The sequence below is a fragment of the Phaeodactylibacter sp. genome, assembly GCF_040219495.1.
Lineage (GTDB): Bacteria > Bacteroidota > Bacteroidia > Chitinophagales > Saprospiraceae > Phaeodactylibacter.
The window spans coordinates 102,528-128,862 of sequence record NZ_JAVJSK010000051.1; the positions used below are offsets into that span (position 1 = coordinate 102,528).

Genomic DNA, 26,335 nt, shown 5'->3' on the forward strand with positions numbered 1-26,335 from the left:
ATGTTTTGGTAAAATATCTTAAAAATTGTCATTGGTATCTGATTTGTAATGATGCCCGGCACCAGCCCTCCGTGCAAGGTCAAATTCATGGGATCTTCCATTTTCCACTTCTATTGAAAGAAGCATAACAATAAATATACATTTTTTCTCGCACAAACACATCCAGACCAGAAAGGAAGATAAACTTATGTTTAGCTTTTTTTCTATCTTAGCAGGCGGACGAAAACCAGTTGACTCATTTTATATCAATACTTTTCGCAAAGTGCCAATGTAACTCAATTTCTCCTGACCGCTGGCGCTATTCCATGAAATTTTACTAATCTCAAAATAGTCATTTTCGTCTCCTGGTAGACGAAATGCCAGTCAGTATCGTTATAATAAAGAAGCTAAGGCATCTGGCCAGTGGCTTCCAAACGAATATTGATCTTGTAAAACCAAAATCTTTAAAAATCAAGACATCTATGAAAAATTGGCATTATTTAATTCTTGGTCTTTTTGCTATTTCCGCCCTCACTTTCATGGGCTGCGATGACGATGGTGATGACACCATCTCAACGGTAAACTTTACGGAGGACATTTATAATCTGACTACCAGTGACCTCAGTCCGATTGAGGTGGAGCTGGTTATTTCTCCAGCAGCTACTCAAGACTCAGAGATTGAGATTGAGATCACTGGCGCAGACGCAGGCGTAGCTTTCAGCACTGATCCTGCTATTTCAGGCACTACAGTGGTGATCCCTGTACAGTCCGGTGCCAGCACTGCCTCTTTCACCTTTACGCCCATTGAGGCGGGTATTGAAGGGCAGCTTACTGCAAACCTTATGCTGACCAGCACTGGTCCTGGCCTTACGACCGGCATCACCATTGAATCTATCATTACAATTGTAGATGTAGGTGCGGACCTGCCGCTTATGGAAACCTTTACCGGCTGCCAGGAAGACCCACAGCAACCTGTACCCGACGGATGGACGGAAGCCGTGATTCAGCAGAATGGTGAGGGTTCCTCTGTATGGACCTGTGTAGATGAGAATTTCTTCGGGTTCAATGCAGTAAGCGTAAATTCCTTTGTTGCCGGGTCAAGCGACAACATGAGTTCAGAAGTATGGCTGGTAACGCCCCGCCTGAACCTGACCGGAGCAACTAACCCAATCCTGAATTTTGATCTTGACCGTCGCTTTGCGCCTACGGATAACTTCCCATACCCGGATGGCCCTTATGATGTACTGATCTCTACGGACTATTCCGTAAGTGTGGAAAATGCTACCTGGCAGCGATTTGAGCCTGGATTCACTGCTATCGATGACAATGACCCTGGCGCAGACGATCTCACTAATTCAGGGGACCTTGACCTTTCTCCTTTTAATGGTGAAGTAATCGCCATTGCTTTTGTATACAGAGCAGGAGGCCCTGGTACTTTTGATGCGACTATTCTGAGAATCGGCAACGTTTCTGTTACAGATAACTAAGCATATTTCTTGTCCAAATTACGGCTGCGCGCTTTGGTCTTGCCAGGGTACGCAGCCGTTTTTATTCCGAGACTAACCGATCATGCCAAAACAATATGGTGTCCCGCCATACTTAATGGATTAACCTTTTAATCATGCCAAAAAGAAATGGATCTCAATTCAGGAGGCTCAATGCTGGACTTTTCCTACAGACATCAGCTGTATTCCTGCTTGTTCTGCTGCTGTCCGGTTTTGAACTGAAGAAAGCAGCAACGCCCCATAATGCGATAACAGACGATCAGATTAAGGCTTGCTCCTTCAATATCCGATTGGACCACGCTGGCGATGGAGCCAACAACTGGCACAAACGCAAAGCAGCAGTGGCGACCTATATTGAGTCGGAAAACCTGCACATCGTCGGTATGCAAGAGGTGCTTGATAATCAGTTCCAGTACCTGAAAAATCAATTAGGCCAGTACAAAGCCATCGGCGTAGGCAGGGAGGATGGCATTAGTAAAGGAGAGTACGCTCCTATTTTCTACCGCGATGACATGTTTACCGTTTTAGACAGTGGCACCTTCTGGTTATCCGAAACGCCGGATCAGCCTTCTGTGGGCTGGGATGCCGCCATGGAAAGGATATGTACCTACGCTGTTTTGAAAGACAAGCGTAACGGCCGGGAGGTACATTTCTATAATACCCACTTCGACCATGTCGGGAAAGAGGCGCGTGTAAACAGCGCTGCCCTGATTATGGACTCTATAGCTGCTAAAAGTGCTGGCCATTGGGTCATCCTAAGCGGCGACTTTAATGTTGAGCCCTCCTCTATAGCTTACGAAAGAATCGTGCAAACGGATCTGCAGGATAGCTATGAACAGGGTAAAGTCCGGCTTGGGCCGTCAGGCACATTCAATGGGTTCAATCCAAGTGGCAGCCACAACCGCCGCATTGATTACATCTTTATCCAAGGGTTTTCGGTGGAGTTGCATGAAACCAATAACCTCCTATACAATACTAACTTCCTGTCCGATCATTTTCCCGTCATTGCCTTGTTAGAGTACCGCCCTCTTTAAGAGCGTGTTGGGACTTTAGAGCATGTTTGGAGCTCGTTGATTTGCAATAGCAACGAGCTCCAAACATGCTCTTAGTAATCGGTTTGCTCTAAGCAAAAAATGTTAGTTTTCGACTAGAAGACAAAAGTCCCAACACGCTCTAAGAGATCTAAACATAGCACCTCTTAGTCAATCGCTCGTCGCTCAGGAAAGCAGCAGCGCTCGGCACCGTTCTTATTCACACAAAAGCTGATTTTTTAGAAGAGCTGCGGTAATTTGCCTATTTTTATATCACAGACCCGTTGTCTGCAACCATAAACGAGAACGAAAAACTACCAATTATGATCTACACTTTAATTATTGGCCTGATTGCAGGCGCATTGGCCAAAATGATCACGCCACAGGATGAGAAGGGCGGTTGGATATCTTCCATCATTATTGGCATTGTAGGCTCCTTTGTCGGGCATTTCATTGGCGGGCTCATCGGCATTGACGGGGGGAATTTCCTAAAAAACCTACTAATCGCTACGGGTGGAGCCGTGCTCATCCTTTTCATTTACCACAAATACCTCGCCAATAAACTGAACCTGCCTATCTAATTTAACCGCCCTGCCTGACGACCTATTGCCTGTACTTGTGCGACTCCCACATAGTGCGTAAAAGTATTAGAGGTGGCTTGTAACGTAGAGGTTACTCCATAAACGCTATGACAGATCATCATGAAAACAAGCACGTCTAAAAGCATCAGGCCATTGGTTTCCCTGAGCTTGCTATGTAGCTTGTTCTTACTCTCCGTGGTGTGCAAGGGCCAAACCTATCACTTCAGGCAATACACGGCTAATGACGGCTTGCCCACCAACGCAGTATATGGAGGCCTTCAGGACCAAAGGGGGTTTGTTTGGTTTTACACCGAGCATGGTGTCAGCCGGTTTGACGGGTATCAGTTTCGTAATTTCACGGTGGAAGACGGGCTGCCCGTCAACGATGTCTGGTTCCTTGCTGAAGACCAGCAGGGGCGCATCTGGGTCAACACTTTTAGTAATAAGCTGGTGGCTATTGAGGGGGACAGCGTCAAGACCTACTACGAAAGTACCTCACCCGACTTTCAGCGCTTCGAGTTCATCACCAATGGGGAAGATATCGCCATTTACGAAAAAGGGACAGCACATTTGCTGATCCCGGACAGCTGCTGCAGTGTCCAACAACTCCCGGTCCCTGAGGAGATAAAAAGCATCCCGGACTACTTATACTACCCTTGCTCCCGGGACACCTTCATCCGTTTTCATGAAGAAGATACTAAGGTGTCGAGAGTCGCAAATGAGGGGTTCCAAGAGAATTACCTGATTGGAAAAGAGGATACTAAAATCAGGACCTGGCTAAACCACAAGTATCGACAGAGCTGTACCTACTGGAACGGCCGCCTTTTAGTCTGGCCTTTTCAGGACAGCCTGCTGGGCTACCTTTCTCTTCAGTCGGATAGCATAGGCAGCTTTAACCTCAGCCAAATTTTCGGCAGCCAACCGGAATTCCTTAGATACCAGCGCCTGCATGGTCAGCTCCAAATTCAAACCAACCTGGGCTTATTCATCATTGATGAGAACATGAATGGCGTTGATACCCTTAAGGAACGTCGATTTAATAACTGTCCGATTTGGGCATAGCCATAATGCGATAATTACGAGCAGGTAAAAACTCGTCAAATTTAATATTACAGAAATCCAGGAAGTTGTCAAAAACCTGTATACCACTTTCGTAGGTCTGGTCCAAGATGTCGACAGTTATTTTCAAATTTGATTTGAGCAAGGCCGCTCTTTTTTCAATTAATTCTTTCATTGTTTCAACCGTATCAAGCATTACTCCTGCCCATGCTTTAGTGATGCCAGGAAAAAGTCGATGTTCAATGGGGTTGTACTTTGAGCAATAGGCTGGATAGTGAGCTACACGGATATTTATCCCTTCTTCATCTGCCCAGTCTTGTAACTCTTGCTTAAATAATCGATTACGGCAACCATTGGAACCGCCGCCATCTAAGAGCAAAAGTAAAGGCGCATTATTTGGATAGTGTTTACTGCCAATTTGCCGCCAATATTGGCGTAGACAGTCTACGTTAAACTCGGCAGTGTCTTTAGATGATCCAAGTGTGATGTGCCCTGTATTACGCCCTAAGTCATAGATGCCATGAGGAACTATTTTTCCCTGGCTAAAACTGGCGAAATCATGATCATAGCAGGTTCTGACTCCTTGAACTAAACAAGCTCCCGGGCGATAAAAACGTCCTAACAGCTCTTTTTTCTTAGTGTCTACGCTTAATACAGGATAGTTACGAGCCAAATAGTAGTCACGAAACTTAGCAATGTTTCTGAATTGAGCATCTCGGTTAGGATTATCCTTCATTGCCTCCTGCTTAAACAAGCTACGACGCCCATATTTGAGCTGCTTAAAAATATCCTTAAGTACAGGCCAGGATACGAGCGTATCGTGTTCTTGTTTGAGTACGGTCTGTACTTCGCTAATCGTCAGATAGGTCCATTTTACTTCCGCTGATGGGCTACCACCAATGTAGTCCTTCACCACGCCTTCTACTTTATTAATCAAGCCCGGCTCTGTATCAATACGTTTTTTGCGCCCACCGCCAATACGGCGAGTACGGTTCTTCAAGAGCTTTTTTTTGACAACTCTTCCAAACCACGAGCTACCGTTTTAACGGATAAGTCAAATAAACGAGCAATATATTCAATGCCTCCGTGGCCCAGCTTCTTAGCCTCCACTGCCGCATAGTGACGACGATCCTTTTCCGAAAGATTTTCACTGAATAGAATCATATATTCTTCCGTATCTTTATCATAGGGTTGGACTAGCTTGGGCATGGTATTAGTTTAAGTTTCCGAAAGATAACAAATCGGACACTTATTTATTTGACGTTCCTAAGTTCAACTTACCTACTCAGGGAGATATCCACCGTTCCTTTCGGGACCGCGAGGGCAACTACTGGATATGCTCAAAGGATCAGGGGGTGTTTTTTCTTACTGCCCGGCAGCGCAATACCAAGTTATTCACCTTTGAAGACCAATACAATATAGGAATCACCCACCTTGCCAGGTCAGGAAATGGCACGATCGTGGCCGGCACCCGAAAAGGGGCCGTGCTACAACTCCACCAAAATGAACAACTCGAACTACTCCTACCCGAACTCGATGGACAACTCAATGACAGCCGTAATGTAAATGCACTGTGCTTTCGGGATGATGAATACCTTTGGGCAGCCCGCCCTCTTTTGCCTTTGGAGTACATCAAGCTGAATGGGCAGCGGTTGCAGGTTCAGTCCATTCAATTTGGGGACCTCCCCATAGAAGACCACGGTATTGAACACTTTTTTACTTCGCCGGGCACCAAACTTGCATTGGGGCAGAGCATTAAAGATTTGGCATGGCACGCCCCTACTCAACGGCTCTGTGTAGCCCGTGGGACCCACCCTTACGTGCTCCACTTTGAAGGAGAAGACACCCCAAAGCGGCTGGAGCTACTCACCGAAAAACGCACTTATGCCTGTACTTTCACGCCCGAAGGGACCCTCTGGCTCGGCCACATTGACGGGCTTGCTCAGTATACCGAAAAAAACGGCTACCAGCCCATTGAAACCCCTGAGCTGCTACAGGAGCTGTATATTCAAGAGCTTGTTTACGATGAGGACACCCGCACCCTTTGGATCGGCACAGATGGCAGGGGCGTGATCGCACTCCGTGATGGCGCAACGTTTACAGTAAAAGGAACAGAAGGGTTGAGCATCAATAGCCTGCACCTGAATGGCAACACCCTCATCGCGGCAACCAGCAAGGGGGCCAAACTCATCAGAATGGCTTCCAGCGTGGAAGATTCCTACCTCGCAGAAGTGTATGGGACCCGGGAAGGGCTGCCCTCTGTGGAAACCCAGGCTGCCTTGGCCGACAGCAGCGCGATCTACGTGGGCAGTTCTATGGGGCTGGCTAAAATCAAAAAGCAGGAGCAGTATTACAATTTCCGTCACCCACAACTCTATTTTTCCGGTATTGAGGTGGATGGAACGCAGCACCCTGCCGATACCACCTATGTGATTCAGGGGCCGCCTTACCAGCTTTCTTTCTCCTTTACGGGTATCTCTTTCAAGAGCCTGGGCAACATCCGTTACTTCTATCAGCTCAAAGGGGTTGACAAGCAGGTCATGCTGACTGCAGGGCGGCAGGTCCGGTATACCAACCTCTCCCCTGGCAAATATACCTTTACCGTATTGGCTGAAGACAATAATCAGCAACGCAGCAAAACCCATACCGTGGAAGTTACCATACGCTCCAACTTTTGGCAGCAGTCGTTCCCCTGGTTACTACTGTTTGCTGGACTTGGCATTATAGCCTGGGGCATCACCCGGTGGCGGCTCCACCGCCTTCGGCAGCAGGCCGAACGCGAAAACGCCATCAACCGGCAGTTTGCAGAGCTGGAGCTACAGGCGCTACAGGCGCAAATGAACCCTCACTTTGTTTTCAATTCCCTTAGTGCCATTCAGTACTTCATAGCGGCCAACGAAAAGCAACAGGCAGACAACTACCTGTCTAAATTTGCCATGCTCATGCGGCAATTCCTGGAATCTTCCAAAAACCGCTACATCAACCTACACCAAGAGCTCCACCTCATCAAACTGTATATCGAGCTGGAGCAGATGCGCTTCCCCGACCGGTTTGAGGCAACGGTGGAAGTAGCCCCCGATATCAACCCTTACACCACTCTAATCCCAACGATGCTGCTACAGCCTTTCGTGGAAAATGCCATCAACCATGGCTTATTCCACAAGATGAAAAGTGGAAAATTAAACCTGACAATTACCCAGGATCAAAACCAGACTTTGATTTGTACGTTGGAAGATAATGGAGTAGGCAGAGCCGCCGCGAAAGGTATTCAGCAGCGAACAGGTAAAGCCTACCGCTCCCGCGCAATGCAGATCACGAATGAGCGCCTTAACGTCCTTCGCGTTATTGAGGGGTACGACGTCAAAGTTGAAGTGACAGACCTAAAGCACTCAGACGGTTCTGCTGCAGGGACCCGCATAGTTGTCACCGTTCCTGAAATTGAATAATTCACCCATGATCAAAGCAGTTATCGTTGAAGATGAAGCCCACGCAAGGCTGACCCTTAAAAGCAAGCTCGAAGCGTTTTGCCCGGAAATTCAACTCCTGGGCATGGCGGACACCCCCGGGGAAGGCCAAAAGCTTATACAGGAGCTCAAGCCGGAGCTGGTATTTTTGGATATCGCTATGCCTGGTGAAAGCGGATTTGACCTGCTCCGCCGGCTCGACAACCTCAACTTTGAAATCATTTTCGTGACTGGCTTTGATAACTTTGCTATTGATGCGATCAACTTTTGTGCCATTGGCTATATCCTGAAGCCTATCCAAAACAGCCTACTGATCAAGGCCGTACATAATGCCACTGAGCGCATTCGCGAACGCCGGGACAATGACCGCAACAAAGCCCTCATCCGCAACCTCGAGCAGCCCGGCAGTTCCTCTAACCGCATTGGGATACCTACCGAAGAGGGGCTTGAGTTTGTCCCTACTTCTGATATCATCCGGTGCGAAGGGCAAAACAGACTGACCATACTCTTTCTTTCCGGAGGCCAAACCCTCGTGAGTTCTTACAATATCGGTGAGTTTGTCCGTTTGCTGGAACCCTATGGCTTTTTTCAGGTGCACCGCTCTCACCTCATCAACCACAACCGTATCCTTCGCTATAACCGCGATGGGCAGGTCACGATGGAAGACCAATCTCAGGTCCCTGTTTCCAAACGCAGAAAAGGAGATTTCCTGCAACGACTTACCCGCTTGTAGGCAATTCTGCCCTCTCGTTCCATGATTCTGCCCGTTTGTCCAATGCGAGCTACAGCTTCCAGTAAAGCGCCCTATATTTGGTACTTCAAAGCATGTTTTGTTCTATAGATGAGCCCCACTAATAACCCTAACCTGAAGCCTTTCCGAACAACACACCCCTCCTTTGAATCGTATTCAATGGAATAAAAAGAATAATTCTCAGTTTGATTTTGTCTGCTTTGCAGGCTGATACGCTCTCTTAGCTTATCCAGAAGAGCCATCTTGTACCGATGGCTCTTTTTTCTTTTTCTGTACACACAAATCAGGTTTGGAGCGTTATGATAGGTAAATGCTCAACCATGAATGCTTCTCAGCTCCTTTTTTTATTTAGTTTGTTGACTTTGTTGTCCTCCGTGGCCTGCAACTGCCCCCCTGACGAAGAGATCGGGCAGCTCGGCCTTAGCCAGGCCGGGCAAAATTTCCTGCCTTATGATGGCACAGAAACACTGCGCTTCGTCAACGCTAACGGTCAGGCCCTGTCGTTTTCAGCTCCCCGGGGTGAGGAAGCCGGACAAGATCAGCTCTGCGTTAACATTATCTGCACTGAAGCACGCTTCAACAGCCCTTCCAGCTGCGAGTACTACCTAACAGACAACCTACGTTACATTTTCGTGTCTGAAGACAATGAGCGCCTCCTTGACCTTGCCGTCTTTACCGGGCTGTATGAATGGGAAACAGAGCACTTCTTTGACGCCCTGCAGGCTTCCTACTCTTCCGGCACGCCTTCTATTCAGGCCGGACAGGTCATCGAGCAGCGCTTTGACGGTACGCTGATCCCGGAAGAAACCAGCATCACTAACCTGATACAGAAACGGGCGTCTGTAGAGATCAATGGCACTGTCTTTACCGATGTATGGAGTTTTGAGCAGGACAACCTTGGCTTTTTCCTGCAGCCGGGAAAGGGCGTGATTGCCCTCAAAGAGAATAGCCAGATTTGGGTCTTGGAGGAGTGATGCGTTTCTTGAGTCAAGCAGGATCAACTCTACTATGAAACACTCCATATTTTTCCTCTCCCTGCTCCTGTTGCCTTTCGTCTTGCAGAGCGCTCAACTCCCCTCTGGATTTTTGAAGCAGCAAATGGCTGCCGGGCTTGACCCCACCACAATCACTATCGCGCCGGACGGGCGGGTGCTTTTCCACCACCTGCCGCCCGTCAGTAATCATACCCTAACCGTAGCGGTGCTGCCCTCCGGATTGTGCGTATTACAGCTACAGTATGAAGGAGGCCAAAAGAGCCTGAAGTTGTTGGTGAAATAACGAACATCGCTGCCTACCCCCCGTTCCAAAAACAAAAAACACTTATGAAAAGGACAGCAACTTCAGTTTGGAATGGCACAGGTACCAAAGGCAGCGGCCACCTTTCCACGCAAAGCGGCGTATTTGACCAGCAGCCCTATTCTTTCAAAACCCGCTTCGAAAATGAAGATGGCAAAAAAGGCACCAACCCTGAAGAACTGATTGCCGCCGCTCATGCCGGTTGCTTCAATATGGCTCTGGGTGTTCAGCTGGAGCAGGCTGGGTTTGAGCCCAAAGAACTCCACACACAGGCTGCCGTAAAACTGGAGAAAAAAGGAGAAGGGTTTGCCGTCACGAGCATTCACCTGACCCTGAAAGGCCAAGTGCCTGGCATCTCAGCAGACAAATTCCAGGAACTAGCGAAGGGCGCAAAAGAAAACTGCCCGATTTCCCAATTGCTTGATACCGAGATTGCCATGAAAGCTGAGCTTATCGGTTAAGAACTAAGACGTGTTGGGACTTTTGCCTTCTCTTCTAGTCAAAAACTGACAACTTTTTGGTTATACGAGGCACGAAAACCGGAGTTTAGCCTTAGCCAGATAGCCTGTCCCGCAGTTTGCGGGAAGGATTCTCGGGACGAAGTATAAGCAAAAAAGTGTACCGGTGCACCGGGACAGGCCGATTACAAAAGTCCCAACACGCTCTAAATCCGGGGGCTACGGCCTAAAGCCTCCGGCTATTTTGGATAACAGCCACTCCCGCTCGGTGAGTGGCTCCATTTTTTCCACCCTTTCCCTCAGCTTCACCCGACCAGTCTCATCATAGGGAGCCAGCGCAATAAGCTGCCGTACAACCCGGATAATATTCCCGTAATTTTCCCGGTGATAATGGCTGAACTCCTGCCGGCTTACAAAACCTCTCAGCCGTTCAAGGTGCGTCTCCAATACGTCATACTCTCCCTGCTCAAAGTAGATCTTTAACAATAGCGTACGGGCAATCAAATCATTGACCAGATCACTGATTTCCGTTGTCAGTAAAATTCGGCGGGCACGATCATAGTCCTGCCGGGCAAAATACAGCCGCGCCTGATTAAACTGACTTGCCGATTCCCGATAGGCGGCTGGTAAATAAGCCGTGTAACGCGCTATAAAGCCGGACACCTCATCCAGGTACTCCAGGCGAATGCCCACTGCTACGATGTTATTAAACGTAAAGCGCGACAACCGCCCCCCATCCAGGAGCACTTGCTGGGAAAGGCCATCCTGGTATAGCCGCCAGCTTTCTTCTGCGTAAAAGATATTGCCAGTATTGATCTGCCGGATACAAAAATTGAGCGCCAGCATATACAGGTCTTTTTGCTCTTCCGTTGTAAATTGCTCCTGATGCTGTTGCTGCAGCGCCCGAAACGCCAAAAAGTGCTTTTCCTGTTCGGCATCGCCCAGAAACATAAAACAGTGATAATAAAGCGATATAGCCGGGTATTCCAGGTAGCCCCCTGATTCAATCCGCTCAATGAGGGACTCCAGCAACCCATAATCATAGGACTTTTTAAATACCGCCTCATGCGACCGTTGGGTGCAGGCGTGCCGCAACTTACGGGCCAGATAATCCACATCCAATGTATCTGCGATTTCCTGCAGCTGCAAGGGCTCAGTACGACGGTTATCCGCCTGATGCTCCAGCTCGCTTACCCGGTAGGCCAGGAGCGCCTGATAATAATCGGTATTGCGCAGGGGTTGTTTTTCCAACTGACGATTCTGCCGGCGCATTGTCCGCTGAAAATGCCGATCAAGGCGGCGCTCCCGGTAAAGCCTGGATAATTGCCGGTAACGTGCCGTACCGCTGGCACGTGCCTGCTCCATCAGCAGGAAGTCTTCCAGCAAAGCATGCAGATCGCTCATCGCATTCCGGAGGCGCTGATTGTCGTAAGGCTGATCCGGAAAAGCATGCCTGTACAGTAATTTCAGATCCGGCCAGGGCCTTTTTGCAGCTTTCCTTTCTACAATATATATCAACATTTGCTGTAGTTCCGCCCGCTGCGTTGCATACCCTGAGGTAATGAATGACCTGAATTTACGAACTTCTCCGGTCAATAAAGTATCCAGCAGATCGTAGAGCTGATAGTTATTCATACCTAAATGTAGCTCATATTTCTACAATAATAAAATTCTCCCTTTGCAGCCCGGAAGGAAAGCCCGCACTTTTGTAGTGCAATCAATACCAAACTCATGAAAAGTCGCCATTTATATTTTTTCCTGTTCTGCCTCTTTACGCTACAGCTATCCGCTCAGGGCTGGCGGCAAACTTATCGTTTCCCCAGCCAAATTCACCGCGTATACGACCTGGCACAACATCCGGATGGTGGCTTTCTGATTGCCTCGACGGCCTCCCTGAGCAGTGAATTTGATGCCGTGCTGCTAAGAACCAATCCCGAAGGAGACTCTATCTGGTTAAAGTCTTACCCCGGACAAGAGGGCTTGCTCATCGCCTCGAATAGCGACAACACCTTTTCCTTTGTCACCACCGGATATATCAACCTTATCGATACGGAGGGTGAAATACTCAGTTCTGTACCCCTACCCGATACGGACAACTTCAACGTAGTATACACCGCCGAGCAAAACGCGGTGCAAACTGCAGATGAGCATTTACTTTTGGGTGGTAAAAATGACCTGGGTGACGCGATGGTGATGAAGCTTACAAAGTCCGGGCAGGAAATTTGGGCCACTACCCTCGCATCCCCTAATGAAGAAGAGGTGCAAGCCATTGCCGAAGATGAAGATGGTAATATTTACCTGGGGTTGCAAAGTAAGCCACTGGGATCCTCGTACTCCAATAGGGTCATTCAAAAAATAGATGCCAACGGGGTGACGCTTTGGCGCACTGATTTTCCGTATGATGAAAACACCTTTTACACCGTAAGCAGTATTACCGTTGTTAATGGCAACGAAGGCATTATCATTGCCGGTACAGGGCAGCCTCAACTGCTCAGGGTTGATGCAGAGGGCAGTACAGTCTGGAGTGACACCCTTGCCAATAACTATTTTCCGATAGCTGTAACGGAAGACCCTGAGGGCAACTTTGCGGTCACCGGTGCCGTCTATTCCAATGATATCTACTTCGGTGATGTATTCCTGCTCAACATCAATGAGGATGGGCAGCACAATTGGGAGCGCATCTACCACCGCACACGGGTTCAAACAGGTAGTGCCATCATTCCAGCAGAGGATACCGGCTACCTCATCAGCGGAGCAGCAAGCTTGCCGGATTTCCAGGCGGGGAGCGTCTTTTTGTTAAAAACCGATGCGCTGGGCTACCTGTACACCAATCAACTCAGCGGACAGGCTTTCCTGGACCTCAACAACAACTGCCAGAAAGATGACGAAGAGCCTACACTCCCTAATACGGGGCTTTCCCTCACCAAACCGGGTTTTGAAAATGCAGCGATTACCAATGCTGAAGGATTCTACGAAATGGTAGCCGATACCGGCAATTTTACACTGACCCCCTACTTCAATTCTCCTTACTACACCGCAGAATGCCCGACATTTGACCCCGTATTTTCCAGCTTTTTTGACACCCTTAAACTGGATATTCCGGCCACTCCGGTCGTGTACTGCCCGCTCCTGCAAGTCAACCTGAACACCCCATTCCTGCGGCGCTGCTTCTCCAGCGTCTATTACGTCGATTACTGCAATATAGGAACAACCTCAGCAGGCAATGTGTACGTAGAAGTTACACTTGACCCTTTCCTGGAGTTGGAGGAGGCTAGTATTCCTTTCGAGGAACTAGACCCAGGTCACTACAGGTTTGAAGTAGAAGATTTAGCTATCGGTCAGTGTGGTCGCTTCAACTTCAATGTCCTGGTGAGCTGTGAAGCTGAGCTGGGGCAGAGCCACTGTACAGAGGCACATATTTTCCCCGATGAACTGTGCCTCCCGGATGTACCTGGCTATTCCGGTGCCTTTCTGGAACTGGAAGCGCTCTGCCTCGACACGACTGCTTATTTCCGGATTCAGAATACCGGAGACGGAGACATGATGGCCCCACTGGAGTATATCGTTATTGAAGATGCTGTTCTGCTTCAGCAAGAGCCCTACAATCTGGCTCAGGGACAGGAAACACTTATTACCTTCCCGGCTAACGGGAGCACTTATTACCTCAGCACCGCTCAGGAGCCGGATGCACCGGGTGCTGACTTTATCAGTGCTGTACTCGAAGGTTGCGGCAATAATAATGATGGCACCTTCAGCACCGGTTTTGTCAATGTTTTCCCACAGAGCGACAGTGACCCCTGGCTGGATATCGACTGCCGGGAAAACATTGGCAGCTTTGACCCCAATGACATACAGGTTTTCCCGGAAGGGTACGGGCCCGAGGGGATTGTGGAGCCCGGTACCACGCTGGACTACCTGATCCGGTTTCAAAACACCGGAACGGACACTGCATTTACGGTGGAAATCCTCAACCCCATTTCCGATGCACTACAGCTGGGCACCCTTCGACCACTGGGCAGCAGCCACGACTACGAACTAACGCTGCTGGAAGATGGTGTCCTGAGTTTCCGCTTTGACAATATCCTCTTACCCGACAGTACGACTAACCTGCAAGCTTCACAGGGCTTCGTCCGCTACCGTATTGACCACCGGGAGGGGATCCCGCTCGGCACTAATTTTGGAAACCGGGCCGCTATTTACTTTGACTTCAACGACCCTATCTACACCAATACCGCCCTGACCACCATTGATGAAAACTTCATCACAGTAGACTTGAAAGAGGTGTACGTGCCTGGTTTATCCCTTGAGGCCTACCCCAACCCCTTTACCGAATTCCTAAATATTTCTTTCGCCGGCATATCCGGAAAAACGGTACAGTTCATGATTTACAGCATGGACGGCAGGCTGGTCAGGCAACTGGAGGAACCCTTTGCTCCGGTTGTGACCCTACGGCCGGGGCCCCTCCCCAGCGGGCAGTACGCCCTGCAGGTCTGGGTAGACCAAAAGCTAACCGCCGCCGGCACTATTATTAATCACTAAACCCCAGTTTCATGTTTAATTTTATGACTTTTTCGATCCTGTCTTCCAGTGGATTGCCCTTAGAAAACAAAAACAAAGGAAGTCCCTGTTTATACCCTCAACTCCTACCAAGGCTGGTATCCAGTTTTATTTCCCCCTTCAAAATCAATCAATTTACACTGTGGCATAAGGATATGCATTACCGCAAGAAAAACAACACAAAGCTCATGAAGACCCAATATATCTACCTTTTGCTCTTCAGCTTCTTCACCCTACAACTCGCGGGGCAAGGCTGGCGGCAAACCTATAACTTCCCTAGCAATTCCTACCGGGTATACAGCCTTGCCCAACACCCCGATGGAGGCTACCTGGCCGCTACTTCTGCCTCTTTGAGCGGTTCCTTTAATGCAGCCATTCTGAAAACCACGGCAGAAGGCGATTCCGTTTGGCTTAAAAGCTATCCTGGCGGATATGGTATTTTCCTTGCTGAGCATGCCGATGGGACCTTCTCCTTTGTTACCGATGCATATGTGCATGTCATCGATACTGAGGGCGAGGTGATTAGCACAGCGGCTATTCCGGAAACAGACAATTTTGATTTTCAATTCACGGCAAACCAAGCAGTGGCTTCCGCAGACAATGGGGATTTGCTGCTGGGCGGGCATAGCAATACCGGGCACGCCATGCTTTGCAGGCTGACTCCAGCCGGGCAGGAAATCTGGACACGTACCTTCCCCCATCCCAACGAAGAGGAAGTACATGCCTTAGCAGAAGATGAAGCAGGCAACATCTACCTCGGGCTCCAAAGTACGCCACCGGGCGAGCAATTCTCCACCCGGATCGTTTTGAAAATCGACCCGGACGGAAATACCCTCTGGCGCACCGAACTACCCAATGACGGAAATGCCAGCGACATCCCGGAAGGTATTGCTGTCATAAATGGTACGGAAGGCATCATTATTGTGGGTACCGGATTGCCTCAAATTTCCAGACTAAACACGGAAGGGGATATTTTATGGAGCAACGCCCTCTCCAATGACCATTTCCCGGCAAGGGTAACGGAAACCCAGGAGGGCAACTTCGCCATCACTGGAGCGCTGCTATCTAATAATTTTTATGCCAATGACCTCTTTTTACTGAATATAGACGAAGCGGGCAACCACAACTGGGAGCGCATCTACTCCCGCCTGGGCTTTGAAGGCGGTGACGCCCTGTTAACCACTGAAGATGCCGGCTATTTGATGGGCGGTAATGGCACTGCTCTGGATTTCTTCTCAGGCAGTATGTTTTTGGTAAAAACCGATGCCTTTGGCAATCTCTTCACCAACCAAGTCGGCGGGCAAGTCTTCCTCGACCTCAACAACAACTGCCAAAGAGACCCCAACGAGCCTACCCTGCCCAACACCGGGCTCACCCTGACCAAACCGGGCTTTGAAAGCATCGCCATTACAGACACGGCCGGGCAGTTCAGTATGCAGGTGGACACCGGCACCTTTAGCCTAACCCCCTACTTCAACTCGCCCTACTATGCTTCGGAGTGCCCGACGCTTGAGCCCGTTTTCTCAGGCTTTTTTGACACCCTGTCCCTTGATGTCCCCGCCACACCGGTCGTCTACTGCCCGCTGCTACAGGTCAACCTGAGCACGCCTTTCCTGCGCCGCTGCTTTTCCAATACTTACACGGTGGATTACTGCAATATAGGCACTGCATCCGCAGGTAATGTGCACGTGGAAATCACCCTTGACCCTTTCCTGGAGCTGCAGGAAGCTTCCATCCCATTTGAAGAGCTAAGCCCGGGACGGTATAAATTTGACGTGGAGAATCTGGATATCGGGCAATGCGGCCGTTTCAATATGACCGTGCTGGTCAGTTGTGAAGCCGAGCTGGGGCAAAGCCACTGTACCGAAGCCCATATCTTTCCAGATGAGCTGTGCCTGCCACCTGTGCCCGGTTACTCCGGAGCCTTTCTGGAGCTGGAAGCCCTCTGCCTGGACACCACTGCCTTTTTCCGGATTCAGAATACCGGTGATGGGGATATGGCAGCTCCACTCGAATATATCGTCATTGAAGACGCCGTGCTCCTGCAGCAGGAAACCTATGATCTGGCGCAGGGGCAGGAGACCCTGCTCACCTTCCCCGCCAACGGCAGCACGTATTACTTCAATACCCCTCAGGAACCGGGGGCACCGGGCGAAGATTTCCTCAGTGCTGTGCTCGAAGGCTGTGGCACCAACGCCGATGGCAGCTTCAGCACCGGCTTTGTCAACATTTTCCCACAGAGCGACAGCGACCCCTGGCTCGATATCGACTGCCGGGAGAACATTGGCAGCTTCGACCCCAATGATATTCAGGTCTTCCCGAAAGGGTATGGAGCTGAAGGGCAGGTAGAGCCGGGCACTACGCTGGAATACCTCATCCGGTTCCAGAATACGGGCACGGATACTGCATTCACCGTAGAAATCCTGAACCCCTTCCCACCTGAACTCAACCTGAGCACTTTTCAGCCCCTGGGAAGCAGCCACGATTATAACCTGACAGTACAGGAGGACAACCTCCTCAGCTTCCGGTTTGATCACATTCTGCTGCCCGATAGTACCACCAATCTGGAAGCCTCACAAGGCTACGTACGCTACCGGGCGGAACACCGGGAAGGGCTCCCGCTCGGCACCACCGTCGAAAACGATGCCGCTATTTACTTCGACTTCAATGAGCCCATTTTCACCAACATCACACTAACCACTATTGATGAAAACTTTATCCTGGTCAACATGGAAGAGATCTACGTACCGGGCTTGTCCCTGAATGCCTATCCCAACCCCTTTACCGATTTCCTGAACATTTCTTTTGATGGCTTGTCCGGAAATACCGTACAAATCCTGATTTACAACACGGAAGGCAAACTCGTCCGGCAACTAGAGCAGCCATTTGCTCCGGTCGTGACCCTCCGGCCGGGAGCAATACCCAATGGGCAGTACGCGCTGCAGGTTTGGGTAGACCAAAAGCTAACCGCCGCCGGCACTATTATTAACCACTAAACTTTGAAGCTATGAAAAGGCTAACCATCGCTAGTTTTCTGATTATCCTGTTTGCAACGATCACAACTGCGCAGGACTCCCCATGGAGCGTACAAACCTCACTGGGCTACCAGCAATTTGAAATCTACAATGACTACCGCACTGAGCTCATGAGCTATGAAGGCGGCAACTACGGGAGAAGTACTGGCAACGTCACTTACCCGATACGCAGCCTGCAACTTGGAGTGGGCATCAACTATTCTATCCACCCAAGGTGGACCGGTAGTTTGCAGGCCAACTATACCGGCTGGAAAGGCGAGTATGGTGTTGACCGCTCTATGACCTTCAATGTAGGCCAGGAGGACGAAGTCACGCACAGCCCGAGAAGCCCGCGCGCGCTCCGCCTTGCACAGTTCAACCTCATTGGCTATTACAACCTCAGCCGTATCGGAGCTAAGAGTCAGTGGCAAATTGGTACCGGTTTGAGCGGGGCTTTCCGCCGGCACCGCTATGAGACCCTTGCGCGATACAATATCACCTCTACCCATGACCTGGAAGTACTGGAAAGCCGTATTGAAACCATTGATAAGTGGATAGTTGGCGTTCCACTGAGTGCACGGGTGCTTATCCCGGCAACCGAAAAATTGCAATTTGGCGCACAGCTCGACTTTACCTTTTTCGCCAGTGAAGCGTTTCACCGAAGCCTGGTGCTCCTCGCTACGCATACCTTCTAAAAAAACACCTGACCTATATACCCCAATCATTCAAGAAGCCATCCCAGGGCATTTGCCCGGGATGGCTTACTTTTTCAATTGATCTCTGTAAAGAGCCTGACTTTAGCCCGTCAGAAATTAAGTGCTGCGGTTGAGTGCTCTGTAAGGTATGAAAAGCGGGGTTTCTAAAATGAGCAGTTTCTCGATTTACCTCTATGGGATCTGGCAAACTCTTCCTGACCCCCACTGACAGACAGGCGCTCCAAAGCTTTTTGATGCTGACAGCCTATTTACACCGTACACTGGTAAAATCAGCAGATAGAAGCACAGTTGGCACTGCTTACAATATAGCAGTGATATGACCCGCAAACGTGCCTTGAAGAAAAATGCACTGAAGACTTTAAGACAGTCTAAACAATGCCGACGTCTTCCAAACGCATACCGAAACCGTCCATTCGTATACTTTTTTTCGCCAAGCCAGCTGCGCACCCCAGATTTGCACTGAATCAAAAAACACCAGTGTAATGAAAAAACTCTTTTCAACTTTATTCTTTATCTGCTCAGTTGCAATATTATTTGCACAAGATTACACCCAAACCGTACGGGGCACTGTAACCGACCAGGACACCAAACAGCCGTTGATCGGCGCCAACGTAGTAGTGGTCGATGCAGAAAATTTTACCGGGACGACTACGGACGTAGAAGGAGATTTCCGTTTGGAGGCCATCCCCGTTGGCCGTGTTTCGCTTCGGTTTAGCTTTATCGGCTACAAACCGGTGGTACTTCAAAACCTGGATCTGACCACTGGAAAAGAGCTGATCCTGGAGGTAGAGATGTCGGAATCCGTAAATCAATTAGACGAGGTGGTTGTCACTGCCGGCAAGGACGGCAACCGGGTACTCAACGAGATGGCCACAGTAAGCGCCCGGTCGTTCTCCGTGGAAGAAAGCCAGCGGTTTGCTGGCGCAAGGAACGACGTATCTCGTATGGCCAGCAACTTCGCCGGGGTGAACACAGCTAATGATGCCGTAAATGATATTGTAGTCCGGGGGAATTCACCGCTCGGTGTGCTCTGGCGCCTGGAGGGAATCGATATTTTCAACCCTAATCACTTCGGCGCGGCCGGCGTGACCGGTGGTCCGGTGAGCATGCTGAACAACAATACCCTCGCCAATTCTGACTTCCTCACGGGCGCCTTTCCAGCTATGTACGGCAATGCGACTTCCGGGGTATTTGACTTGCAGATGCGAAGCGGCAACAACGAGCAGCACGAGTTTATGGGGCAAATTGGCTTCAATGGATTTGAATTCGGTGCTGAAGGCCCAATCAATCGCGAAAAAGGCAGCTCTTACCTGGTCAACTACCGCTACTCGGTGCTGGGGCTGATGGACGAAATTGGCCTGAACCCGGGAACAGGGGTAGGCGTCCCGAGGTATCAGGATTTATCCCTGTATCTGGATTTTCCCAATACTAAAATTGGGCACTTATCTGTATTTGCCATTGGCGGTCAAAACAGTATTGACTTTAAAAACTCCGGCACACCAGTAGACGAACTAGAAGATGATTTTTATACCGATGGGGACGAAGACCTTTACAACTCTAACTATATGGGCGTGGCTGGCGTTTCGCAAACCCTGATGTGGAATGACCAAACCTACTCAAAGTTAATTCTCAGCGCCCAGATTGCTCAGAATAATGTGGACATAGATAGCTTGGCAGGGGAGGCCCGCATGCCTACGCCGCAGTACCGAAGTGCCAACCGGCAGGAGAAAGTGAGTGGCCACTTCTACGTCAACCATAAGCGTGATGCAGCCAATATATTCCGGGCTGGCCTGATGGCTGATATTAATCGCGTAGACCTACAGGATTCGATTTACCGCGCTTCTGAAGATGCTTTCCGTACCCTGACCGACGAAAACGGCACGGCTTCGCTGCTTCGTGCCTACGCACAGTGGAAACACAGCTTTACCGACGAGCTCGTTTTGAATACCGGCGTTTACAGCCAGCACTTTGTACTCAACGGCTCCACATCCTTTGAGCCACGGGCTGGCATTAGTTGGGAGTTGAAGCCCCGTCACACCCTGTCTGCAGCTTATGGCATGCACAATCAGCTGGCACCGCTAGGCGTATACTTCCGGAAAACCTTCGTAAACGGCGAATACATACAAACCAATACGAACCTGAATTTTCAGCGCAGTCAACACGTGGTTTTGGGCTACGAGTATCGTTTTCAGAGCGGACTGGAAATCAAGGCTGAAACCTACCTGCAGTCGATAGACCGCGTACCCGTGGAAGCATCGCCTTCCTCCTACAGCCTGATCAATTCGGGTTCTTTTGGGACAGAAATCCGCGACTCCCTCCAAAACGATGGCTCCGGGGTCAATTATGGTGTAGACATCACTTTCCAAAAACCGATCTCCCGTGGCAATTACTTTATCGTAAACGCATCACTCTACGATTCCAGGTATACGGGCTCCGACGGAGTAGAGCGGAATACCGCTTTTAACGGCAACTTTTTGCTGAATGCCGTAGCCGGAAAGGAGTGGCAGCTCAGCGGCGGCGATTCCAAGAATAAAAAGACGCTAAACGCGGACATCAAGCTCACCACCGCTGGGGGGCAACGCTATTCCGATATTGATATCGCCGAATCGCGGGAAGCCCAGAACACTGTGCTTGACGATTCCAACCCCTACAGCAACCAATTCAAAACCTATTTCCGGGCCGACATACGCATCGGCTACAAAGTACACTTCAAAAAACTGACGCAGGAATGGGCTATTGATATACAGAACGTCACTAATAACGATAACCCCCTGGCGGTAACTTATGACTGGCGGACGGGAACTGAGCGCATCATCAACCAACTGGGTATCTTTCCTCTGATGCAATACCGCATTACGTTTTAGCGGGTAAGCGGAGTGCCAATTTTACAATCACAAAACTTTACAACCATGAAAACACTCCATTCAAAAGTTTGGTACGCGGACGAAAGCCGGGCCAAATCTCCCCAAAAGCTACTGTTCTATTCCGATACTGGTAACTTGCAGTTCTCCAAAAATGCAATTATCTTCAAAGGAAAAGACCAGTCGCTGGAAATTAGCAACGTATCGCGCATCTTTATGAAAAATCAAACGCTCAATTGGGTCACCTATATTATTGGTGGATTCGCCTGCCTGTTGATCGACCTCATACTGGGCTCGGGGATCAACGACCCCCTGGACACCAGTTGGGCGCTTACTAAACTCTACCTCTTCCTGGCGCCAGTCTGTATAGTCCTGTTTTGGCTTCCTATGCGGTGGGTGGTGGTGCAATACACAGAAGGCAGTGCGCACAAAAAAGCTTATTTCTCCAATGGATCACATAATGGCTGGGCGGCCCTCTTTGGTGCAAATAAAAAACTGAAGCAGAAGATGATGGATTTGATGAATACGCAGATAACCGCCCGCGATTGAATACTGTAGTCTGGAAAGTCAGCCCGTATTAATCCTGGAGCGCCAGACTATAAACTGCCGAAACCTGGAATGTAACAAAAAAGCATGGACAAGAATTACTGGTATAAAGTGTTCCGTACTTCGGCTGGTATTGCGCTGATACCAGTGCTTTTCGGGCTTGTCCAAGTCTTTCTGTTTGAAAATGACGATCGGTTTCGTCTTTATAATACCTGGTGGCAGTGGCTGTGTTTCAATGCTGGGATTACCTTCTTGCTCACCCTTTCGGCATCGGTGATCGGCAGATGGGTGCACCTGAAGTTGCCTTATGAAAAAACGCATTATGCTCTGCGGCTTTCCGTACAGCTAGTGGCGGTCACCATCCCGGCGGGGATCATCATGTATACTTACCACAAAGCGTGGTGCCCCTATCTCTTGCTCGATTGTGCATCGCAGGAAAGGCTCTTTTACAATATCACGCTTGCTGTGGTGATCACCATTATAGCAACTATCGTGCTTGAAGGCGCACACCTCTTTGAGTTATGGAAGAAGTCGCTGGTAAAAGCATCTATGTTGCGCGAGGAGCACCTGAAGTCGCAGCTCGAAGTGTTGAAAAGCCAGATCAATCCGCATTTTTTATTCAATACCTTGAATAGCATTTATATCCAATCGGCTAAAAATCCGGAAGTCAGCCGGGAAAGCATTTTGAATTTTTCTGAACTGTTGAGTTATCAGCTCTATGACAGCCGGGAGCAATATGTGCGGTTGGACGCGGAGATTGAGTATTTGCAAAACTATATTGAACTGGAGCAGATGCGTCAGGGCGATGCGGTCGATCTAGCCGTGGCGCTCGAAACACCACAACCGGAAGTCCTTGTGGCTCCGTTGCTGTTCACTCCGATTATCGAGAATGCATTCAAGTACGGTTTGGCTTCAGGGCTGGAAACCTATCGGCTTAGCGTTGCCCTTCATACAGATGATGAGCAGATTACCCTGGTATGCCGAAACGAGTTTCGACCTGTGCCCCGCAGGGGAAAAGGCGGACTGGGGCTGGAAAACCTAAAAAAAAGACTGGAGTTGATTTATCCGGGCCGGCATGAGTTCAAAACCGTTGTGATTGACAATGAATTCATAGCCGAGCTCAAAATTCAATATACCCAATGACAAAAAAATGGACCTGTATCATTGTAGACGATGAACCCCTTGCCCGGGAAGGGCTTGAGGCCTATGTGTCCCGGGTCAGCTTTCTGGAGCTGAAAGGGATGTATAAGAATGCGGTGGAAGCCTCCGCTATACTGCACGACGAAAAGATAGACCTGGTGTTTCTCGATATACATATGCCCCTGCTTTCGGGGGTAGAGTTCCTGCGCAATCTTTCCAATCCGCCCAAAGTCATTTTCACTACGGCTTACCGAGAGTACGCCCTTGACGGGTTTGAGTTACAGGCTGTGGATTATCTGCTCAAGCCGATCTCTTTTTCCCGGTTTTTAAAAGCAGTAAATAATTTGCGGGAATCACCGCTACCAACTGATGAAGGCAAGCCTGTAGCAAATGACCACTTTTATGTGAAAGAAGATGGGATGATGGTAAAGGTATTAATGGCCGATGTTTTGTGGATCGAAGGCATGAAAGACTATATCTTTATCCACACCGCTACCCAGCGGCACATGGTGCTAAGCAGTATGAAAGCCGCCGAAGAGAAACTCGACTCCGAACAGTTTATGCGCGTCCACCGCTCGCACATCATCAACCTGAACTACGTGGATGCGCTGGAGGGAAATACCCTTCACATTCAGGATCATCGCATCCCCGTGAGCAAGCGGTACCGTTCAGACGTACTGGAAAAGGTGGTAGGAGATAGGTTATGGCGAAGGGAGTGAGTCCTGCTATCTTTTTTCAACGCCACCCGTTTGTCAGAAAGTTTATTAGACTTGAACAAGCAGGGCTTTTCATCAACATAGTTAGGGGATCGAAAAGGAAACAGAAGTTGACGCCCCCCACTCAGTGCCTGCTTTAAAGACCATGTCAGACAGGGAAACTTTAAGAGCTGTTTTCAACCACGCGTCCCGGTAATTACCGGTATTTCAGGAGATTAGCCTGAGCTAAGTGACTAAAAAAGGTATAGCGTGAGAAGGGGCAGCGCCATTTTAACCCTGTAATACTCCACGACGTATCACGTCTATTGAAGAAGCCATCCCAAGGCATTTGCCCGGGATGGCTTACTTTTTTCAAATTATCTCAACGGAGTAACAGGCCTAGCTCGCCAGTTCCTCGCGGATTTTGTTCAATGCAGAACCAGCGCCTACCCAATCGATCTGCGCCTGATTGTAGGTGTGGGCTACCTCGAACTCTTCCGTTGAGCCGTCCTTGTGGTGCAGCTTCACGGTCAGGTTCTTATCCGGTGCCATCTCATTGAAACCGAGGATATCGATCTTATCGTCCTGCCGTACTTTTTCGTAGTCATCAGGCTTGACGAAAGTGAGGGCCAGCATGCCCTGCTTTTTCAGGTTGGTCTCGTGGATACGTGCGAAAGACTTCACGATCACGGCGCGTACGCCCAGGTGGCGCGGCTCCATAGCCGCGTGCTCGCGGGAAGAACCTTCACCGTAGTTTTCCTCACCGAAAACAACGGTGCTAACACCAGCTGCTTTGTACTTACGAGCCGAATCCGGTACGCCCAGGTACTCTGCTTTTTCCACATTGTCTACATAGTTGGCTACCTTATTCATCTCACCGTTGAAGAAGTTGATGGCACCAATGAAGCAGTTATTGGAAATATTGTCCAGGTGGCCACGGTACTTCAACCATGGGCCCGCCATGGAAATGTGGTCCGTCGTACACTTACCCTTCGCTTTGATCAGCAGGCGCATGCCTTTCAGCTGCTCCTGTGTGATCGGCTCAAAGGGTGTCAGCAACTGCAGACGGTCGGAATCAGGAGATACATTAATCTCAATACCGGTGCCATCTTCAGCCGGTGCCTCAAAGCCTGCGTCTTCTACAGCAAAGCCCTTTGCCGGCAACTCTACGCCCGTTGGTGGATCGAGCATTACGTCCTCACCGTTCTCGTTCTTCAGGGTATCCGTTAGTGGGTTGAAGGTCAGGTCACCGGCAATCGCCAAAGCCGTCACAATCTCCGGAGAAGCCACGAAGGAGCGGGTCTGCGGGTTACCGTCGTTACGCTTGGAGAAGTTCCGGTTGAAGGAGGTGATGATGGAGTTCGCCCGGTTGGGGTCATCGGTGTGGCGCGCCCACTGACCGATACACGGCCCGCAAGCGTTGGCCAGTACAACACCACCCATTTTTTCGAAATCTTTCAGCTGCCCGTCACGGTCTACCGTGTAACGAATTTGCTCAGAGCCCGGCGTTACGGTAAACTCGGATTTCACTTTGAGCTTCTTGTCTACAGCCTGACGCGCCAGGGAGGCGGCCCGGTCGAGGTCTTCGTAGGAAGAGTTGGTACAAGAGCCGATCAAGCCCACTTCGAGCTTTTGAGGATAATTATTTTCCTTCACAGCCTGTGCAAACTTAGAGATGGGCCAGGCCAAATCCGGCGTGTAAGGGCCATTGATGTGCGGCTCCAGCGTTGACAGGTCAATTTCAACCACCTGATCGAAGTACTTTTCCGGGTTGGCATAGCATTCGGCATCACCGGTGAGGTGCTCTTTCACCCCATCAGCCAGCTCAGCAACTTCAGCACGCTCGGTGGCGCGCAGGTAGCGGCCCATCGCTTCGTCGTAACCAAAAGTCGAAGTGGTTGCGCCAATCTCAGCGCCCATATTGCAGATGGTGCCTTTGCCTGTACAGGATAGAGATTCCGCGCCTTCGCCGAAGTACTCCACGATGGCACCGGTACCTCCTTTTACAGTCAGGATACCCGCAACTTTCAGGATCACATCTTTAGCGGATGTCCAGCCGCTCATTTTGCCGGTCAGCTTCACGCCGATCACTTTTGGCATTTTGAGCTCCCAGGGCATACCCGCCATAACGTCTACTGCATCTGCACCGCCCACACCGATCGCGACCATACCCAGGCCACCGGCATTAGGGGTATGCGAGTCTGTACCGATCATCATACCACCGGGAAAGGAGTAATTCTCCAATACGATTTGGTGGATAATGCCCGCGCCGGGCTTCCAGAAGCCAATGCCGTACTTATTGGATACGGAAGACAGGAAGTCATAGACCTCTTTATTGACATCATTGGCTTTTGCCAAATCCTGGGTTGCACCTTCTTCGGCCTGAATCAGGTGGTCGCAGTGTACGGTAGAAGGCACCGCTACGTTGTCACGGCCCGCCATCATAAACTGCAGCAGCGCCATCTGTGCGGTGGCATCCTGCATAGCTACACGGTCAGGTGCGAAGAAAACGTAGTCTTTGGCACGTGAATAGTTTTGCAGAGGCGACTCAGGGTGCAGGTGGGTATAGAGTATTTTTTCAGTGAGGGTGAGCGGGCGGCCAAGTACTTCCCTGGCTTCTTTTACGCGCTCAGGCAGTGCTTTGTACACCGCCTTGATCATATCGAGATCGAATGGCATAGC

20 protein-coding genes are annotated in these 26,335 nt (G+C 49.8%); 16 read left to right on the plus strand and 4 right to left on the minus strand.

Annotated features, from left to right (window positions below; all coding sequences use genetic code 11):
* The first annotated feature begins 461 nt into the window (after positions 1-461).
* The 4 genes from RIC19_RS07880 to RIC19_RS07895 all read left to right on the plus strand — a co-directional run bounded on the left by RIC19_RS07880 (position 462) and on the right by RIC19_RS07895 (position 4,158).
* Positions 462-1,466: a choice-of-anchor J domain-containing protein gene (locus RIC19_RS07880; RefSeq protein ID WP_350177757.1), complete on the plus strand. Its 1,005-nt coding sequence runs from the start codon at positions 462-464 to the stop codon at positions 1,464-1,466.
* A gap of 134 nt (positions 1,467-1,600) precedes the next feature.
* Positions 1,601-2,518, plus strand: a complete 918-nt coding sequence (locus tag RIC19_RS07885; RefSeq protein WP_350177758.1) for an endonuclease/exonuclease/phosphatase family protein — start codon at positions 1,601-1,603, stop codon at positions 2,516-2,518.
* Between the two features lie 320 nt (positions 2,519-2,838).
* Positions 2,839-3,096 carry a GlsB/YeaQ/YmgE family stress response membrane protein gene (locus RIC19_RS07890; protein ID WP_350177759.1) on the plus strand — a complete coding sequence of 86 codons (258 nt, stop codon included), beginning with the start codon at positions 2,839-2,841 and terminating at the stop codon, positions 3,094-3,096.
* Between the two features lie 120 nt (positions 3,097-3,216).
* On the plus strand, positions 3,217-4,158 hold the full coding sequence (locus RIC19_RS07895) for a two-component regulator propeller domain-containing protein (RefSeq protein WP_350177760.1): 942 nt from the start codon (positions 3,217-3,219) through the stop codon (positions 4,156-4,158).
* Here RIC19_RS07895 and RIC19_RS07900 read toward each other — a convergent pair.
* On the minus strand, positions 4,133-5,155 hold the full coding sequence (locus tag RIC19_RS07900) for an ISAzo13 family transposase (RefSeq protein WP_350177761.1): 1,023 nt from the start codon (positions 5,153-5,155) through the stop codon (positions 4,133-4,135). The genes RIC19_RS07895 and RIC19_RS07900 overlap by 26 nt on opposite strands.
* On the minus strand, positions 5,152-5,364 hold the full coding sequence (locus RIC19_RS07905; RefSeq protein WP_350177762.1) for a hypothetical protein: 213 nt from the start codon (positions 5,362-5,364) through the stop codon (positions 5,152-5,154). The genes RIC19_RS07900 and RIC19_RS07905 overlap by 4 nt, the downstream gene beginning before the upstream one ends.
* A gap of 146 nt (positions 5,365-5,510) precedes the next feature.
* On the opposite strand from RIC19_RS07905, the gene RIC19_RS07910 reads away from it, so the two are divergent.
* The 5 genes from RIC19_RS07910 to RIC19_RS07930 all read left to right on the plus strand — a co-directional run bounded on the left by RIC19_RS07910 (position 5,511) and on the right by RIC19_RS07930 (position 10,127).
* Positions 5,511-7,601 carry a sensor histidine kinase gene (locus tag RIC19_RS07910; protein ID WP_350177763.1) on the plus strand — a complete coding sequence of 697 codons (2,091 nt, stop codon included), beginning with the start codon at positions 5,511-5,513 and terminating at the stop codon, positions 7,599-7,601.
* Between the two features lie 7 nt (positions 7,602-7,608).
* Positions 7,609-8,352 carry a LytR/AlgR family response regulator transcription factor gene (locus RIC19_RS07915; RefSeq protein ID WP_350177764.1) on the plus strand — a complete coding sequence of 248 codons (744 nt, stop codon included), beginning with the start codon at positions 7,609-7,611 and terminating at the stop codon, positions 8,350-8,352.
* Between the two features lie 338 nt (positions 8,353-8,690).
* Positions 8,691-9,344, plus strand: a complete 654-nt coding sequence (locus RIC19_RS07920; protein ID WP_350177765.1) for a hypothetical protein — start codon at positions 8,691-8,693, stop codon at positions 9,342-9,344.
* Positions 9,345-9,378: 34 nt separating this feature from the next.
* Positions 9,379-9,648: a hypothetical protein gene (locus RIC19_RS07925; protein ID WP_350177766.1), complete on the plus strand. Its 270-nt coding sequence runs from the start codon at positions 9,379-9,381 to the stop codon at positions 9,646-9,648.
* A 44-nt stretch (positions 9,649-9,692) separates the two neighbouring features.
* Complete coding sequence (locus tag RIC19_RS07930; protein WP_350177767.1) at positions 9,693-10,127, plus strand: OsmC family protein; 435 nt, start codon at positions 9,693-9,695, stop codon at positions 10,125-10,127.
* 216 nt (positions 10,128-10,343) lie between these two features.
* Here the strand turns inward: RIC19_RS07930 and RIC19_RS07935 are convergent, their stop codons facing one another.
* Complete coding sequence (locus RIC19_RS07935; protein ID WP_350177768.1) at positions 10,344-11,759, minus strand: hypothetical protein; 1,416 nt, start codon at positions 11,757-11,759, stop codon at positions 10,344-10,346.
* A 96-nt stretch (positions 11,760-11,855) separates the two neighbouring features.
* On the opposite strand from RIC19_RS07935, the gene RIC19_RS07940 reads away from it, so the two are divergent.
* From RIC19_RS07940 to RIC19_RS07970, 7 genes are all read left to right on the plus strand, one after another.
* Entirely contained in the window at positions 11,856-14,663 is a 2,808-nt protein-coding gene (locus tag RIC19_RS07940) for a DUF7619 domain-containing protein (RefSeq protein WP_350177769.1), read from the plus strand.
* Between the two features lie 206 nt (positions 14,664-14,869).
* Positions 14,870-17,677, plus strand: coding sequence for a DUF7619 domain-containing protein (locus tag RIC19_RS07945; RefSeq protein WP_350177770.1), 2,808 nt, complete (start codon positions 14,870-14,872; stop codon positions 17,675-17,677).
* Between the two features lie 11 nt (positions 17,678-17,688).
* Complete coding sequence (locus RIC19_RS07950) at positions 17,689-18,390, plus strand: hypothetical protein (RefSeq protein WP_350177771.1); 702 nt, start codon at positions 17,689-17,691, stop codon at positions 18,388-18,390.
* A 503-nt stretch (positions 18,391-18,893) separates the two neighbouring features.
* Entirely contained in the window at positions 18,894-21,275 is a 2,382-nt protein-coding gene (locus RIC19_RS07955; RefSeq protein ID WP_350177772.1) for a TonB-dependent receptor, read from the plus strand.
* 45 nt (positions 21,276-21,320) lie between these two features.
* The gene (locus RIC19_RS07960; protein WP_350177773.1) at positions 21,321-21,821 is read left to right on the plus strand and encodes a hypothetical protein; all 501 of its coding nucleotides are present in this window, start codon (positions 21,321-21,323) and stop codon (positions 21,819-21,821) included.
* 84 nt (positions 21,822-21,905) lie between these two features.
* Positions 21,906-22,961, plus strand: a complete 1,056-nt coding sequence (locus tag RIC19_RS07965) for a sensor histidine kinase (RefSeq protein ID WP_350177774.1) — start codon at positions 21,906-21,908, stop codon at positions 22,959-22,961.
* Positions 22,958-23,677 (plus strand): LytR/AlgR family response regulator transcription factor, encoded by a 720-nt coding sequence (locus tag RIC19_RS07970; RefSeq protein WP_350177775.1) that lies wholly within the window; start codon positions 22,958-22,960, stop codon positions 23,675-23,677. Before RIC19_RS07965 ends, RIC19_RS07970 begins: the two co-directional genes overlap by 4 nt.
* A 375-nt stretch (positions 23,678-24,052) precedes the next feature.
* Here RIC19_RS07970 and RIC19_RS07975 read toward each other — a convergent pair whose 3' ends face one another.
* On the minus strand, positions 24,053-26,332 hold the full coding sequence (locus RIC19_RS07975; RefSeq protein WP_350177776.1) for an aconitate hydratase: 2,280 nt from the start codon (positions 26,330-26,332) through the stop codon (positions 24,053-24,055).
* Positions 26,333-26,335: the final 3 nt, after the last annotated feature.

Coding starts and splice junctions, on each gene's coding strand:
- RIC19_RS07880 (WP_350177757.1), top strand. CDS start 462: ATGAAAAATTGGCATTATTTAATTCTTGGTCTTTTTGCTATTTCCGCC.
- RIC19_RS07885 (WP_350177758.1), top strand. CDS start 1,601: ATGCCAAAAAGAAATGGATCTCAATTCAGGAGGCTCAATGCTGGACTT.
- RIC19_RS07890 (WP_350177759.1), top strand. CDS start 2,839: ATGATCTACACTTTAATTATTGGCCTGATTGCAGGCGCATTGGCCAAA.
- RIC19_RS07895 (WP_350177760.1), top strand. CDS start 3,217: ATGAAAACAAGCACGTCTAAAAGCATCAGGCCATTGGTTTCCCTGAGC.
- RIC19_RS07905 (WP_350177762.1), bottom strand. CDS start 5,364: ATGCCCAAGCTAGTCCAACCCTATGATAAAGATACGGAAGAATATATG.
- RIC19_RS07915 (WP_350177764.1), top strand. CDS start 7,609: ATGATCAAAGCAGTTATCGTTGAAGATGAAGCCCACGCAAGGCTGACC.
- RIC19_RS07920 (WP_350177765.1), top strand. CDS start 8,691: ATGAATGCTTCTCAGCTCCTTTTTTTATTTAGTTTGTTGACTTTGTTG.
- RIC19_RS07925 (WP_350177766.1), top strand. CDS start 9,379: ATGAAACACTCCATATTTTTCCTCTCCCTGCTCCTGTTGCCTTTCGTC.
- RIC19_RS07930 (WP_350177767.1), top strand. CDS start 9,693: ATGAAAAGGACAGCAACTTCAGTTTGGAATGGCACAGGTACCAAAGGC.
- RIC19_RS07935 (WP_350177768.1), bottom strand. CDS start 11,759: ATGAATAACTATCAGCTCTACGATCTGCTGGATACTTTATTGACCGGA.
- RIC19_RS07940 (WP_350177769.1), top strand. CDS start 11,856: ATGAAAAGTCGCCATTTATATTTTTTCCTGTTCTGCCTCTTTACGCTA.
- RIC19_RS07945 (WP_350177770.1), top strand. CDS start 14,870: ATGAAGACCCAATATATCTACCTTTTGCTCTTCAGCTTCTTCACCCTA.
- RIC19_RS07950 (WP_350177771.1), top strand. CDS start 17,689: ATGAAAAGGCTAACCATCGCTAGTTTTCTGATTATCCTGTTTGCAACG.
- RIC19_RS07955 (WP_350177772.1), top strand. CDS start 18,894: ATGAAAAAACTCTTTTCAACTTTATTCTTTATCTGCTCAGTTGCAATA.
- RIC19_RS07960 (WP_350177773.1), top strand. CDS start 21,321: ATGAAAACACTCCATTCAAAAGTTTGGTACGCGGACGAAAGCCGGGCC.
- RIC19_RS07965 (WP_350177774.1), top strand. CDS start 21,906: ATGGACAAGAATTACTGGTATAAAGTGTTCCGTACTTCGGCTGGTATT.
- RIC19_RS07970 (WP_350177775.1), top strand. CDS start 22,958: ATGACAAAAAAATGGACCTGTATCATTGTAGACGATGAACCCCTTGCC.
- RIC19_RS07975 (WP_350177776.1), bottom strand. CDS start 26,332: ATGCCATTCGATCTCGATATGATCAAGGCGGTGTACAAAGCACTGCCT.